The organism is Flavitalea sp., from assembly GCF_035489435.1.
Taxonomy (GTDB): domain Bacteria; phylum Bacteroidota; class Bacteroidia; order Chitinophagales; family Chitinophagaceae; genus DATHKG01.
Map to the genome: position 1 here is coordinate 18,104 of NZ_DATHKG010000158.1, position 15,585 is coordinate 33,688.

Annotated in this window: 14 protein-coding genes; 5 read left to right on the forward strand and 9 right to left on the reverse strand. The window is 40.8% G+C overall.

Annotated elements, in window-relative coordinates; all coding sequences use genetic code 11:
* Positions 1–63: 63 nt before the first annotated feature.
* A complete protein-coding gene (locus VK664_RS24315; protein WP_461401318.1) occupies positions 64–1,278 on the forward strand; it encodes a sialidase family protein in 1,215 nt (404 codons plus the stop codon).
* 52 nt (positions 1,279–1,330) lie between these two features.
* Here the strand turns inward: VK664_RS24315 and VK664_RS24320 are convergent, their stop codons facing one another.
* The 4 genes from VK664_RS24320 to VK664_RS24335 form a co-directional block, all read right to left on the reverse strand.
* Positions 1,331–2,350: an LLM class flavin-dependent oxidoreductase gene (locus tag VK664_RS24320; protein ID WP_461401319.1), complete on the reverse strand. Its 1,020-nt coding sequence runs from the start codon at positions 2,348–2,350 to the stop codon at positions 1,331–1,333.
* A 193-nt stretch (positions 2,351–2,543) separates the two neighbouring features.
* Entirely contained in the window at positions 2,544–3,527 is a 984-nt protein-coding gene (locus tag VK664_RS24325; protein WP_461401320.1) for a S1C family serine protease, read from the reverse strand.
* A 67-nt stretch (positions 3,528–3,594) separates the two neighbouring features.
* On the reverse strand, positions 3,595–4,371 hold the full coding sequence (gene xth, locus VK664_RS24330) for an exodeoxyribonuclease III (RefSeq protein ID WP_461401321.1): 777 nt from the start codon (positions 4,369–4,371) through the stop codon (positions 3,595–3,597).
* Between the two features lie 66 nt (positions 4,372–4,437).
* Positions 4,438–4,947, reverse strand: coding sequence for a hypothetical protein (locus VK664_RS24335; RefSeq protein WP_461401322.1), 510 nt, complete (start codon positions 4,945–4,947; stop codon positions 4,438–4,440).
* 236 nt (positions 4,948–5,183) lie between these two features.
* On the opposite strand from VK664_RS24335, the gene VK664_RS24340 reads away from it, so the two are divergent.
* Positions 5,184–5,525 carry an ArsR/SmtB family transcription factor gene (locus VK664_RS24340; RefSeq protein ID WP_461401323.1) on the forward strand — a complete coding sequence of 114 codons (342 nt, stop codon included), beginning with the start codon at positions 5,184–5,186 and terminating at the stop codon, positions 5,523–5,525.
* Between the two features lie 174 nt (positions 5,526–5,699).
* Positions 5,700–6,026 (forward strand): VOC family protein, encoded by a 327-nt coding sequence (locus VK664_RS24345; protein ID WP_461401324.1) that lies wholly within the window; start codon positions 5,700–5,702, stop codon positions 6,024–6,026.
* A gap of 233 nt (positions 6,027–6,259) precedes the next feature.
* On the opposite strand, the gene VK664_RS24350 is transcribed toward VK664_RS24345, so the two are convergent.
* Positions 6,260–7,888 carry a carboxylesterase/lipase family protein gene (locus tag VK664_RS24350; protein WP_461401325.1) on the reverse strand — a complete coding sequence of 543 codons (1,629 nt, stop codon included), beginning with the start codon at positions 7,886–7,888 and terminating at the stop codon, positions 6,260–6,262.
* A 102-nt stretch (positions 7,889–7,990) separates the two neighbouring features.
* On the reverse strand, positions 7,991–9,004 hold the full coding sequence (locus VK664_RS24355; RefSeq protein WP_461401326.1) for a zinc-binding alcohol dehydrogenase family protein: 1,014 nt from the start codon (positions 9,002–9,004) through the stop codon (positions 7,991–7,993).
* A 339-nt stretch (positions 9,005–9,343) separates the two neighbouring features.
* Between VK664_RS24355 and VK664_RS24360 the strand changes: the two genes are divergently transcribed.
* On the forward strand, positions 9,344–11,092 hold the full coding sequence (locus tag VK664_RS24360) for a PAS domain-containing sensor histidine kinase (protein ID WP_461401327.1): 1,749 nt from the start codon (positions 9,344–9,346) through the stop codon (positions 11,090–11,092).
* Here VK664_RS24360 and VK664_RS24365 read toward each other — a convergent pair.
* Positions 11,067–11,726, reverse strand: a complete 660-nt coding sequence (locus VK664_RS24365; RefSeq protein ID WP_461401328.1) for a DinB family protein — start codon at positions 11,724–11,726, stop codon at positions 11,067–11,069. The genes VK664_RS24360 and VK664_RS24365 overlap by 26 nt on opposite strands.
* A gap of 198 nt (positions 11,727–11,924) precedes the next feature.
* Between VK664_RS24365 and VK664_RS24370 the strand changes: the two genes are divergently transcribed.
* A complete protein-coding gene (locus VK664_RS24370) occupies positions 11,925–12,437 on the forward strand; it encodes a RidA family protein (protein WP_461401329.1) in 513 nt (170 codons plus the stop codon).
* A gap of 53 nt (positions 12,438–12,490) precedes the next feature.
* Here VK664_RS24370 and VK664_RS24375 read toward each other — a convergent pair whose 3' ends face one another.
* On the reverse strand, positions 12,491–13,939 hold the full coding sequence (locus VK664_RS24375; RefSeq protein ID WP_461401330.1) for a PAS domain-containing sensor histidine kinase: 1,449 nt from the start codon (positions 13,937–13,939) through the stop codon (positions 12,491–12,493).
* A gap of 108 nt (positions 13,940–14,047) precedes the next feature.
* Entirely contained in the window at positions 14,048–15,574 is a 1,527-nt protein-coding gene (locus VK664_RS24380) for a PAS domain-containing sensor histidine kinase (protein ID WP_461401331.1), read from the reverse strand.
* Positions 15,575–15,585 lie beyond the last annotated feature (11 nt).

A 15,585-nucleotide genomic window follows, 5' to 3' on the forward strand; every position in this document is an offset into this window, starting at 1 on the left:
ATCTCAAATGTATTATTGGACATCACAAAGAAAATAATTTTAAATACCTTATAATCAGCATTAATGATCAATAAGATTTTTTCAGGCATCTGTGTATTTATTTTTCTAACCGGATGCAATGACGGCAGCAAGAATGAAAAAACCAAACCCCCAAAAGCAATAAAAATCCTGCAGTCACCAGCTACGGATTCCTGTGGCGAGCCCTATCTTGTTACAGATAAAAATGGCCTTGTATACCTCTCATGGATCGAAAAAAAAGGTAATGCTTACCAGTTGAGATTTTCCACTTTTCATGATAATGGATGGACAAAAGCCGTTTCCATTGCTGAAGGGGTTAACTGGTTTGTAAACTGGGCAGATTATCCCGTTATAGCAAGTAACGGCAACAATCACCTAATGGCAATGTTTCTTGAAAAAAGTGATTCCGGTGCCTATACTTATGATGTGAGATATGTTATATCAGCAGACCTGGGCAAAACCTGGACTAAACCAAAGTTATTAAACGAGGATGGAAAGAAAGCAGAACATGGTTTTTTGTCGGTAGTTCCATATGATGAGAAATATTTCGTGTCATGGCTGGATGGCCGGAACACAGCTGAAATTTCTTCATCCGGACATGAAGGACATCATGGTCAAATGAGCCTTCGTGCCGCACTAATTGACAAGTATGGACAAAAGGAAAAGGAATGGGAACTGGATAACAGGGTTTGTGATTGTTGCCAGACAAGCATAAGTATGGGTAAGGAAGGCCCTATAATCATATATCGGGATAGATCAGATGCTGAAATCAGGGATATGAGTCTTGTGCGAATGGTAAACGGTGAATGGTCAAAACTGGCCCTCATATATGCTGATAATTGGAAGATCGAAGGCTGTCCTGTTAACGGTCCACGGGCTGAAGCAATAGACAACAATCTTGGAGTAGCCTGGTTCACAGTGGAAAATGGTATTGGTGTGGTAAAGTTTGCCTTTTCAAATAACGGTGGTCAAAGTTTCAAGGCGCCAGTAAAGGTTAGTGAATCAAAGGCACTTGGCCGGGTTGATATGGTTTTGCTTGATAGTGCAACGGCGATGGTTTCATGGATGGAGGGTTCAACGATTAAGCTTGCAAAAGTGCATGATGATGGAACGAGAGACGCAACAATAATCGTAGCTCAATCTTCGGAAGCAAGGTCAAGTGGTTTTCCGCAAATAGCAAAAAGCGGATCTGAACTGTTCATCGCCTGGACAGATAACAAAACAAAATCCATCAAAATTGCCTCAATTGGCCTTAATTAATTTATGGCCTGGGTCAAAGTCTGCATTGTTTATCAGATCACTGTATTTGTTATCAGATCACCGTATTTGACTCGTATTCCTTAATCGTCATTGCGTTTTTCAATATGGAGAAAGATTTGAGTTTCGCGGCGGGGTCATACACATGGCTGGTAACCATCAATTCATCTATACCGGTTTCAGCTATGAAAACCGAAAGTTTTTGCCTTAATGTTTCTTCGTTCCCTGTGAATGTGCAGGAAGTCATGCTGTCAACAGCATATTTAACATCAGGAGTGTAGAACTCCGGACCCAAAGGCGCCGGAGGTTGCAAAGGACTTCGGGTATTGGTAAGAATACCCATAAACATCCGGTATAGACTGGTCGAAAGAAATTCAGCTTCTTCATCCGTATCGGCAGCCATTACATTTACACAAGCCAACACATATGGTTTATCCAATTGTGGTGAAGGGCGGAATTCCTGGCGGTAAATGTTAATTGCCTGCCTGAACTGTGCCGGTGCAAAATGGGCGGCAAATGCATAAGGCAGACCCATCTGGGCTGCGAGATGTGCACTATCAGTACTCGAGCCAAGTATCCAGATTGGAAGGCTCAATCCCTCACCCGGAAAGGCACGTACCCTGGAACTACTGTTGCGCGTACTGAAATATGTTTGAAGCTCCCTGATATCTGTGGGAAAATTGTAAGTTGAATTCATGTTGTTACGACGCAACGCTGCAGCAGTAGCCTGATCTGTACCGGGTGCTCTTCCAAGCCCCAGGTCAATTCTTCCGTTATATATGGTTTCAAGGGTGCCAAACTGTTCCGCGATAGCCAAAGGTGTATGATTGGGCAACATAATACCGCCTGAACCCACACGGATATGGTTCGTTTTACCAGCCACATGACCAATAAGAATGGCGGTAGCAGAACTGGCAATATGTTCCATATTATGATGTTCGGCCATCCAGATTCTTGTATAACCCAGGGATTCTGCCCGTTTCGCGACTTCAACTGTTCCCGCAATAGCAGTAGCTGCATTGCCACCTTCGGTTACGATTGCCAGTTCGAGTACAGATATCGGAATTTTCAACATTTGATAAAAATTATATTGAGTATTTTGGTTGGTGGTTTACTAATAACAAATACGGCTTCGTTTTGTTTGCTTCAAAAAAGCGATAACCTCAGGATATGAGTTTTCAAAATCAAGCCTTTTGCAAGAGAAAATCTTAAATGAATTTGAAATCTTAAGAGAATTACATTGATTGTCCTGGAATAACCTTTAAAGATTACTGTGATTCCCCTGGCATAACAGTAAGATCCGTTTTATATCCGTTCCTCAAAACACTCAGTTGAACATATTCTCCAATCATTTCAGCTTTGAGTTTACCATGAAGTTCGTCTATGCCGGCAACGGGCTGATCATTAAAAGACACAATGATGTCCCCGACATGTATAGCTTCATTTATTGCCGGCGCATCTGTCACTACCTCGCTGACATAAATACCTGTTTTGACTGATAGCCGGTTAGAAGAAATCATTCTTTCTGTAAGGTTTATGGTGTTTCCGGCTATACCCAGAAAAGCACGACGGACTTTACCTTCCATTATTAGTTTTCCTGCAACATAAGCTGCAAGATTGCTGCTTACCGCGAAACAAAGCCCCTGTCCGCCGTTAATTATAGCCGTGTTAACTCCTATTACTAAACCGGCACTGTTCAATAATGGACCACCACTGTTACCAGGATTAAGAGCAGCATCTGTCTGGATAATATCATCAATAAGTTTTCCGTTGGATGCCCTGAGGGTTCTACCAAGTGCGCTTACAACGCCCGCTGTTACTGTAAACTGGAGTCCCATTGGATTACCGATAGCAATAGCAATCTGGCCTGGTTTTAATTGTTTACTATCGGCGAAACGGAGACTCTTCAAACCAAATTCATGGATCTTGATAACGGCCAGGTCAGTACTTGGATCCCTGCCGGTAAGCTGTGCTATCACTTCGGTGCCACTTGTTAAAATAACTTTAATAGTAGTGGCATTTTCAATAACATGATTATTGGTAACTATATAACCATCACTACTGATGATAAAGCCAGTGCCGCTGCCCGATGCGGCAGACTTTTGCCCCGTTTGACGGTTTTTAACCTGTTTTTCAACTATTATATGAACCACCGCATCTGAAGCATGCCCGGATGCAGCACTGACCGTTTCACTATATGAATCAAGCAGATCTTTATCTGTGCCTGGTTCGAAAGATATTGTCTGAAGCATATACTACATTCACAAACTTTTCACCAGATTGATTAAGCTGACTTTATGGCACAGGCACCGAAATTAATTACTTGTCTTTTAGCTCGATCCAGGTTGGTGCATGATCGCTGGTTTTTTCCCAGCCTCTCACATGACGATCCACTCCACCGCTGATAAGACGGTCGCTTATATGTTCGCTTAATAAAAAATGATCGATTCGTAAACCGGCATCCCGGGCATACGCGTTTCGGAAATAATCCCAAAAAGTGTAGATTTTCTGATCAGGATAGAGTTTCCTGATGGCATCCGTCCAGCCAAGTTCAACAAGTTTCTTAAAAGCCGTACGCACTTCAGGTCTGAAAAGTGCATCATCCAACCACCGTTCAGGTTTATATACATCAAGCTCAGTGGGCATTACATTATAATCACCTGCAAGTACAGCCGGAACATCATGGGCCAACAACTGTTTTGCATGTGCATGCAAACGCTTGAACCAAGCAAGCTTATAATCGAACTTTGGCCCCGGGGCAGGATTTCCATTTGGCAGGTAAAGACAACCAATAACTACATCATTGATAAGCGCTTCGATATAACGACTATGGACGTCTTCGGGATCGCCGGGGAGCGCCCGCCTTACTTCTTCAGGCTTTACACCTTTTGAAAGAATAGCTACACCATTCCAGCTTTTTTGTCCATGCCATATAGCATGGTAATCCAGGTCCCGGATTGCAGTTTCAGGAAATTTTTCCTGGGGTGCTTTCAATTCCTGTAAACAAACTATATCCGGCTTCGCTTCTTGCAGCCATCGGAGTAAAACAGGGAGTCTCCCGTTAACGCCATTAACGTTGTAGGTAGCTAATTTCATGTGAACAGTTTGATTATTTCAATTGCTAAAATAATCAAGCCTCACCACAATGGGGAATCATCTTATCTATTGGAAAGCATAAAACGAATATTTTTTAAGCCCTTTTTTCATCCGTAAAATACTTTTGACAGAACCCTGGTCGGTAGGCGAAAATTGAATGGTGGATACGGTAAACTTTTTCGAAGCGTCAAGATTTGTAAATCCAATTACGGTTATGTCTATCGTCCCGCCTTTTGTAACACTTGAAAAATCTGCCTGGATCGTAAATTCCGAGTTCTCGGACAAAGAATCTGTTAACACGGAATAGTTCACAAATGGTTGTTCCTCATCTAATTTTATGGGTGTTTGGGCAACTCCTGTTCCTCTGAATAGCTTCAAAGCAATTTTTGCACTTTCTTGATCATAATTGATAATAAACCTGATCCCCTCCTGTTCCCTGATTTCATTTGGTAAAAGTGCGGCAGTTTGTTCTTCGAGTTCCTGTTTTTCTTTTTCATTGAGGTTGGAGTCTTTTTTACATGAGGTCAAGACTGTGCATAGTAATAGCAGCAGCGCCACAAACGTTTTGAGTTTCATTGAGGTTTCTTTGGTTTCTAAGCGGCGAAAATCGCGTCGGGGTTTAGCAATTAGTATTCGGGGCCAAATTACATGATAGAAGATTAAAAACGTCATACCCGCTTAAAAAAAAACACTTATTAAAATATAATTCTGTAGTGATCAGTTGCCTGAAAAAAGAATAACTTTTTCAAAACAATATTTGTGTAAGTAAATGCTTACTCATATATTTGTAAGCAAATACTTACGTTACTATTATGGAAGCGAGAAGGGATGTTTTCCAGGCAATAGCTGACCCCACCCGGAGGCAGATAATAGGGATGATTGCAGGTAAGCCAATGAACCTGAATGCGATTGCTGATAGGTTTGATATCAGCCGGCCAGCGGTTTCACAACAGATAAAAATTCTTACGGAGTGTGGGCTTGTTACTGTTCGTAAGGAAGGAAGAGAAAGATTTTGTGAAGCCAGGTTGGATCATTTGGCAGATGTTACCCGATGGATTGAGCAGTATCGGCAATACTGGGATAAAAAATATGATCGGCTCGATAAATACCTGGTTGCTGTTCAGTCTAAAAAGAAGAAAAATCCAAAAAAATAACGACTATTAATCAATTCACCTATAACACAATTCCATAACACAATCAAAACCTTAAACAATGTCAAAAGTCAGCACTTATCTTAATTTCCCCGGTAATACCGAGGAAGTTTTTAATTTTTACAAATCAGATTTGGAGGTGATTTCGGTGGCAGTGGGATAGTCCGTTTTGGATCAATGCCCCCGCAGGAAGGAATGCCCCCTCTTGCTGAAGCAGACAAAAATATGGTTGTTCATATCGAGTTGCCCATAATTGGTGGTCACATTTTGATGGGAACTGATGCGCCGGCTTCTATGGGTTTCCAGGTAAATTTTGGAAATAATATTCATATCAATCTTCATATTGATACAAGGACAGAAACAAAAAAACTATTTGAAGCTTTATCCGCAGGCGGAAAGATAACTATGGATTTGCAGGATATGTTCTGGGGAGATTATTTTGGAAGTTTTACTGACAAATATAGTGTGCAATGGATGGTTACCTGTGCTGAAAAAGCAAAATAATGTCAAAGCTTTTTATCATGTTTTCAATTCAGCAAGATTGAAAAGTGATTAACCTGTTTTCCCGTTACCAGTATTGATTCAAATTTCATTTAATGAAAAATATAATTCCCGGCAGAACCAAAACTGCCGGGAATTTATATTTATATGACTAAGTGATGTTGTCTGAATAATGAGTGATGTTGTAGTAAATAATTTATAAAGTAATCACTAATAAATAATTTAATCAGGTGACCCTATTTAGCTGCAGCCTGATCAAGAAACAAATAACGGTCACGGTGTTTTTCTTTTTCGGCACGGGTGTTGACATCAATGATCATGACTTCAGCTTCATTGGCTCCAACTGTTGGCCACCGGGGCAGTCCCTTGCCGTTTGGATTCCCTGTTTTGATAAAATTCGCGAAATAATCAAGCATCACTTGAGATACTTTATAGTCATCGGGTGTCCAGGCATAAACCTTGTTACCGGCAAGATTACCCATAGCATATTCTATTTCAGCCGAATGAACAGCACCACGGGCTGGTGGCGGTTTTGGTGCATCTGAATTTTTGACAACCCCACCTGCAAGGCCTGGTGTTGCATTTCCCATCGAAGCGTTCATTGCCGGCCTCGGACGCGAGAAATAATACCGGTATACTGGTTTGGTTCCTGTTTTGGCCTGCATATCGGACCATTTCCAGGTGCTGAATCCAATGAATCTGTCGCTGGAAAGATCAGTTGCGCTTTGAACAACTTCATCCTGGGTTGACGCGGGATAAAGCTTCAATACCTCTTCCGTTTTTTCACCATATGCTTTCTCAACAGCTTTGCGATAGTTCTCTGGAGTTGGGATTTCTGCCCCTAACAACATGCGATAACTCATCTCTTCAGAATTCCAGCCAACCAATAGAGGAACCTTTGCCTGTTCTCCTGCTGCAAAAATTGCTACAGGCTGTTTAGGCAGGAAGTATCCGTCTATAACAATCGGAAATCTTGGTACGCCCGGTTTTACTGTTGCATCCAGCAATTGGTTTGCCGGCATTGCCCTCAATGCTGCCAGTGAATTAGCACCGAGACCATCAGCAAACTGAACACAGATTTTTTCCGCTTCAGGTAGTGTCACCGGAGTAAGCGTTCCCATGATAGAACCGCTTTCACCAATAGCGCCGGCTATAAGGTCCTTTGATAATGGTGATGCCATCAATGCGCTTACTGCAATTGAGCCCGCGGACTCACCGGCTATAGTTACCCGTTTTGGATCACCTCCGAATGCGGCAATATTATCTTTGACCCAGGCTAAAGCAGTCTGTTGATCAAGTAAACCATAGTTGCCGGATGCTTTATGCGGCGATTCTTTTGTTAATTCAGGATGTGTGAAAAATCCGAATACACCTAACCGGTAGTTAACCGTAAGTGCAACAATGCCTTTTTTAGCCATCTGTTCGCCATCATAACGAGACTCAGATCCATCACCTGCCATAAATCCACCTCCATAAAAATAAACAAGTACCGGCAGTTTTTCCTTAGGTGATTTGGCGGGTGTCCACACATTGAGATAAAGGCAGTCTTCATTTTCACCATCTGAACGAAATCCCATATCTCCAAAAATTGGTTTTTGCATAGCTCTCGGACCAAATGCCACTGCCCTGCGCACTCCATCCCATTTTTTGAGAGGCTGCGGTTCCTTCCATCGAAGTTCGCCAACCGGCGGAGCTGCGAATGGAATTCCTTTGAAAGCATAAATGCCGCTGGCTTCCTTAACTCCTTCCAGTTGTCCATATTGGGTTGTTACAATAGTTCCTGCAGAAGGGGTTTTGGGCGTCTGTGCATTTATGGCCGGTAGCGTAAGTGAACCAATCAGTGTCAATAAAAAAAAAGATTTCATAATGAGCAGTATTTAGAAGAGTTTTACTATTGTTGCAATCTGCAACAATATTGAAAAATTATCCCTGGATTGCCAAATAAAAGACCGGCAACCTGATGTTCATCAGACTGATACCATTACTTTAATGACACCGCTTTGAGGATTTAACCAATCGCCGAATTGTTCTTTCACTTCAGTAAAAGCTACACGGTGTGTAATATAATTTGTGGGATCGATCAGTCCGAGTTTCATGCAATTAATAACATATTCAAAATCTGACCGCGTTGCATTCCGACTGCTCATCAATGTAGCTTCACGTTTGTGAAACTCAGGATGGCTGAATGTGATATCTCCTTTTTGCAAACCAATCAGCAGATATTTCCCACCATGAGCAATATAATTAAAAGCATTATTAATTGCTTTCAGGTTTCCTGTGGCATCTATTACGGTTGCTGGCATTTCACCTGAGGTTAATTCCATTAATTGATTATAGATGTCTGGAGACAATGCATTAATTGTATGAAAGACATTTAGTTTTTCCTTACAGAATTTCAGCCTGTTTTCATTCACGTCCAGGGCTATTACTTTGGCCCCTGCAATTTTTGCCATCTCCATCGCGCCCAATCCAATAGGTCCTGCTCCTGTGATCAACACAAACTCACTTTCTTTAATCCCAGCTTTTGCTATTCCGTGTGCACCAATGGCCAGGGGTTCAACAAGTGCCAGTTCATCGGTAGTTAAGCCGTTACCATGAACCAATAGTGAAGATGGAACAGATAAATATTCTACCATTCCTCCATCCTGGTGAACACCGCTCACCTTGAGGTACTGACAGCAATTTGTTTTTCCCAGTCGGCAAGCTATACAAATACCGCAATGCAGGTATGGAATAAAAGTAACGGTTTCGCCTTTTCTGAATCCTTCGGCTCCATCCCAATCTACTAACTCTGCAGCCAGTTCATGGCCTAAGATTCTTGGATAGGAAAAATAGGGTTGGGTTCCTTCATAAGCGTGTAAATCGGTACCGCAGATGCCAATCTTTTTTATTTTAAGGATAGCATGCCCGGAAGCCATGGTTGGCCGGAAGGCATCCTTGTATTCAAATTTGCCTGGTTCCATGCACACCAGGGTGTTCATCTTTTCCATCTGTTAAAGATAATGATTGCTCCATTTCATTTTTATTCAACCTTAGTTTTGCAGTTGCCATGAATTTAAACCGCATGGCTCTTTGTCAAATATTATCAGGCCAGCATAAATTATACGAAATTATCGTTTGATGATGAACGTTATTAAAGAAGCACTTAATTTCAGCGCTTTTTCATATATCAAAAAACACTTAGGCATAGGGGTAAAACTGTGTTGTTGGCTGGATTTTGAGCATTATTTCTCCATGTCACAGAATTTAATCTTATGGTGTTGTTATTAATCATTTCTTATGGGTAAATAGGTCTATATTACAAGCGAACCTAATCCCATATGCCTAAAACACCTGCAACCCCTACACGTAAATCTGCCAGTATTGACGTTCCTTTACCATCCACCGCCAATGATGCATTGCATCATTTAGCATTTGATCACTCGCTACAAGCCAACCTTATTTCGATTGTCAGCAACGGCAACATCCTGATCGCCAACTCCGCCTGTTGCGAGTTACTGGGATATACAATGAAGGAATTGTTATCAAAAAGCCGTGCCGATATTTTTGATGTTTCAGAAATCAGTTTTACCAGAATGATAAAAGAGCAGACTGCGGAAGGAAGCTCCAGTGCGGAAGGAACGGCCTTCAAAAAAAACCAGGAGTCTTTTCGTTGTATGATTACCTCGGCAGTTTTTCTGGACGATGATGGGATAGAAAAATCAATCACAACTATAGTAGATCAGAGCCAACAGATACTAAAACAAGAATATATTGATGCAGTGAAAGCCGAAACAGTTGAACACGATATACAGCTTGCCATTTCCAAACAATTCAAAATTGATCGTACTCAGAAAATAAAAACAAAACGCCATCTGTTGATGGTGCAGACTAAACAAAAAAGCCTTGATATCAAAAAAGCAAAATCAATAGCCAGGGACATTAAAATCGCTTTGAAAAAGTCGGCATTGCTGGTTGAAGAAAATAATGACTGGATAAAAGAAATAGCCAGGAATTCATATGATGTCATGTGGGACTGGAATATAGCAACGGGGCTTATGTATGTTGGTGACAGCATAGAAGAAGTTTTTGGCTATCGTGTCAGAGCCAACACTATCAGGTATAAGGATTGCCTGAATTTATTAATGCCTGACGAAAGAGCTGCAATAGAGCAAAAAATTCAACTGGCAATTGATGGGATTTCTGAAAACTGGAACGACTCATTTAAGATTAAACGATATGACGGTTCAATAGCAAACATTACCACAAGGGCAAGTATCATTAGAAACGAAAAAGGAAAAGCCTTACATCTGATAGGAAGCATCCAGGACACAAGCAGTCTTTGGGAACTGAAAAACCAGATACAAGTCCAGGTTGACAAAGAAAATATCGTGGAATTACAACATGCAAAAGAAATTAACCTTAAAGACCTCCAGATTGCCAATGCCATGGCAGATGCCAGGGATGAGGAACGATCCAGCATAGGACAGGAACTTCATGACAATATCAATCAGCTCTTAGGTGCTTCAAAGCTCTATCTCGACATAGCAAAAAACGGTGGTAAGGATGCCGAAATTTATATCACCAAATCATCAGAATATACGCTAATGGCGATAAACGAAATACGAAATTTAAGCCGCAGCCTGGTAACAGATACGATAAAAAACATGGGTCTTAAAGATGCCATAAACCAAATTGTAAACGATACCATGGAGACAAATAACTTTGTTATTAAATGTTCAACCAGCAGTTTTGTCGAATATGGATCGGACAGCAAATTCCAGTTAAATATTTTTAGAATAATACAGGAACAGCTCAATAATATTATAAAACACGCAAAAGCGAGCCTGGTCAAAGTCACGCTCTCACAAAACAAAACCGACATCTTATTAAAAGTTGAAGACAACGGTATAGGATTCGATACTTATAAAGCAAGTGAAGGCATAGGCCTAAACAATATGATGAGACGGGCCGCGGCTTACAATGGAAAACTCGACCTGAATTCTCATCCCGGAAAAGGATGTACAATCAGCGTCAAATTTCCTATCACATGTGAAAAGAAACCTACCCTTCTCCCCCACTTTTCTTAGCACCCGGAAGCCGGCTCTTTAAGAATGAAATTTGTCCGCGATGGTTTGCTTCATGTTCACACACATGAAACCATTTCCAATAAGTGTTGAGCTTTTCTTCTTTTGACCAAATCGGATCTATAGCCAACAGCCATTTATCATCTTTCTTTTTGAATTCTTCCAGTGTTTTTTTTCTGCCTGTTTCCAGCAGATCCAGATAATATGAAAGTTCTTTACCCTTTATTTCTTTTCTTCCCGCATCTCCCAGTTCCGATGCCGCATTCCAGATTTTTTTTTCATCTGCATTATACTCCTGCCTGCCTTCAAAAGTATTTACCTGGTAATATTTTTCAGTAGCAGCCAGGTGCATTAACAATCCTCCTATTGTATTTGCCTGGTCATCAAGCAAAAAATCAAGTTGCGGGATAGTCAACCCTTTAACGACCTGGATTATTGTCATCCGGTTATAGTTTAGCATGCTTACAAGGGTACCTATCTGGGGTGAAAAACCTTCCATTGGACCGATTACATAAAAAGAACTGTCAGCAAATTTATCATTCGCCAGGGATATAGAAGGAATCATGCCCAGGCCTCCTATTGCTGCAGCTGACAAGGTAGTTCTTATGAAACTACGACGGTTAGATTGTTGGTGCATAAAATAAGATTAGGTTAAGTTTGATATTGAAAATATGAAATTTATTCGATATGTATTCTTTAGAGATCTGGTCTTTTCAGCATATTTCGAATTGCATATATGATAGGCTTATTTATCAAAAAGACTTTACCAGGATAAAGGGGTTAGCAGAATCATTTTACTGGCAATCCGATATCTTCACAACTCAAATCAACGTTTATGCGATCATTTTTCGTTTTATCCTGCCTTTTGATAAGTGTTTATGTCTTCAGCCAGTCGCCAGAAGAGAGACTGATAAAGTCAGGAATAAAACTGCATGAACTTAAGTCGCCAGTGGCTAATTATGTTCATGCTGTCCGTACCGGTAATCTTATCTATTTGTCGGGCAAAGGGCCACAACTGGAAAACGGTGAATATTTAAAGGGAAAGCTGGGAAAAGATGTCTCCATTGATCAGGGCTACCAGGCTGCAAGATTGACGGGAGCAATACACCTGGCTGTTTTAAAGCAAGAGCTTGGTGATTTAAACAAAGTGAAAAGGATAGTCAAGGTAAATGGATATGTAAACTCTGAAGATAACTTCCATGATCAGCCTAAAGTGATGAATGGATTTTCTGACCTTATGGTTGAAATTTTTGGTGACAAAGGTAAACATGCAAGAACAGCCCTGGGTGTAAATACGCTCCCGTTTAATATGTTAGTTGAAGTTGAGATGATAGTAGAAACCTACTGAATTTAGTTGTGAGTTGTGAGTGGTCGAATCAAGGTGATCCTGGTCATTGAATGCTATGCATTGGCAATTTCTTTGTTGCTGTGAGTATCAACATTTTTAAGTGGAATCTCTACAGTAATTTTACAGCCTTCGCCTGGTGATGAATCTATATTCATTTTGCCTGCAAACAATTCAGCCCGCCTTTTCATGTTGGAAAGTCCTATCCCGGCTTTTACTTCCGAAATGTCAAAGCCCACTCCATCGTCAATAATCTTCATAATAAGATTTTGCTCCTCAATATCAACATCAATTGTTATTGATTGAGCGTTCGCATATTTATTAATATTTCTAAGCTGCTCCTGGAGTATCCGGTAAAGATTTAATTGTAATTCTCTCCCAAGCCGGCTTTTATTAACAAGTTCAGAAAATTTCATAGCTATTTTATGGTTGTTGCCAGGATTGGAATTCCTGATTAAGTTACGAAGCGCTTCTTCCATGGTCGATTCTTCATGGAAGGCGGGTGCAAGCCTGTGGCTGACATTCCTGATATCATTCAATGCCATTGAAATATATTGTTTGCACTGATCAAACAATCTTGTGCCGGCAGGATCAATGGAATTTTTCAGCATTCCAAGCAGCATCTGGCTTGTGGCAAGCAATTGACAAACATTATCATGTAATTCACTGCCGATTTCATATCTCTCATCTTCCTGGGTTTTGATAATTGCTTTTGTGATTTTATGGTCGACTAATATCTTCTCTGTTACATCAATGGCAATTACTGAGCGGTAAGCTTTATCTTGTAAAACTATAGGGCTGCTATAAATTTCTACATCAATTATTTCCTGGGATTTTTTTCGATGACGGAACCTGTTAGCAGTTAAGTTAAGCGACAAGTGATCGCGACTTTCAATCAGGGTTCTTACTTTTGGTATATCTTCTTCAGGCCTGATATCCATAATACTCAGATTTAGAAATTCTGCTTCGCTATATCCGTATTTGTTGATTGCTGCAATATTTACCTGGACGATCATCAGTGTAACCGGATCATACACCCACATAGGTTGCGGGCTCATTTGAAAAAGGTTGCTGAACCTCTTTTCGGATTCAGTCAATTGCTGATTCATTTTCTTGCGCTCAATATTATAGATAATACTTTTATATAAGGTGGTTGCATTAATGTCATCTTTCATCAGGTAGTCGGCTGCACCTAAAGCGATTGATTTAACACTAAAACTCATATCCGAAAAACCGGTCAGAACAATGACTACACTGTCCCAACCAAGAGAAGTGACTTCCGCTATCAATGACTCTCCACTCCTGTCAGAAAGTGACAGATCCAACAATATAACTTCGTAGTGAGCTTCATGGACAGTGAGCAAGGCCTTGGCGCCTGCGAAAGTGCGGGCATGTTTAATTTCGGGATTTGCAAATTGCTCTTGGAGGTAATCTTGTATCAAAGTGAAATCGCCCGGATTATCCTCTATTACAAGTATCTTAACGGGCCTTTTGTCTTTAAACATCAGAAATTGTTTTTAGATGATACCGAGACATCGATTTCCCCACGGACGCAAAACCATCACTAAAATACTCAAGTTTTTCTGTATGCTGACATTGTTTAAACGGCCTGATTAGTCTCCGGAACTATCAGATTTTGGAATGGTAAAATGAAATGCTGTTCCTTTTCCTTCCTGGGAATTAATCCAGATTTTTCCTCCAAGGTGGGTGATAATCTTTTTTACAATTGCGAGCCCGATACCGGTACCTGAATACTCGCCCCGGTTATGAAGTCTTTGAAAAATTACAAATACCCTTTCGTAATATTCTTTGCTTATCCCAATACCATTATCTTTTACGCAGAATTCCCAGTCTGATTCATTTTCTTGGGCACTGATTTCAATCAGCGGTGCTCTGGCATCCTGCCGGTATTTAAGAGCATTGCTTAGAAGATTTTGAAATACCTGTGTTAGTGGCGTTTTATATGTTGAAATAACAGGTAGAGGTCGAATGGTAACCATAGCCCCGGCTTCTTCTATCTGGTTTGCTAATAATTGTAAGCTCTCCTGAACAAGTTTCTTTATGTCGACCGGTTCCATCCTTTTTTCCCATCGCCCTACTTTTGAAAACTCGAGTAAATCAAGAATGATTTGTCTCATCCTTTTTGCTCCATCAACTGCAAAATGGATATACTGTTTACCCCTGTCGTCGATAATATCTGAATATCTGCTCTCCAATTGCTTTAAGAAACTAGTGACCATCCTAAGCGGTTCCTGCAGATCATGAGATGCTACATAAGCGAATTGTTCCAGTTCCTTATTTGAGATTTCAAGCTGGATGGCTTGTTGCTTTATATTTTCTTCTGCTTTTTTGCGTGCCGATATATCCCTGATGAATGCACAGAAAAATGATTCGTTAGGTTGGCTGATTGGGATAACAGTTAGTTCAACGGGGAATTCATCACCCCCACGCCTCAGGCCGTCGAGTTCAAGAATCCGGTTAAGCGCCCGTTTTTCCCCGGTTCTAAGATAATGATCAAGACCAGCATCATGACGATGCCGGAACCTTTCCGGGATAATAAATGTAGAAAGCTTTTTCCCCATTACTTCGTTAGTATCCCATCCAAAAAGTGCCTTCGCTTTTGGGTTCCAGAATGTAATGTCACCTCTAATATCCATACAAATGATTGCATCAAGCGCGGCATTCATAATCAGCCTGCTCTTCTCCTCACTGTCCCTGATCTTCTCTGCCACTCTTTCGCGATCAGTAATATCAATTGCCGAATGAAGTATATATTTCAGTGCACCCATTTCATCAAATAAAGGAATGCTTTCACCTTCCCAATACATCAATTCCTGGTTTGCATTCAGGTGCGAAGGATCGGGACACCAGTTAGCCACGGGTTGCGATTTCGCGGTAACAATGACCTTGTTGAATGATTGAATCAGGATGGATTCAGTTACTGAATTAGTTGCGGCCGGAGAGCCTGGGAAAATTTCAGCTGTACTTTTATTAATGATTTCGTTTTCATTAGCTGCAATGGCAGATAAAAATATCTTGCTGGCTGCAACTATAGTGAAAACAGGTGAATCAGGAAGAACTATAAAACACGGATTCCGGGAAGCCTTGAAAACTTCCAACAAATAATCGCGATCAATCATAATCAAAATTA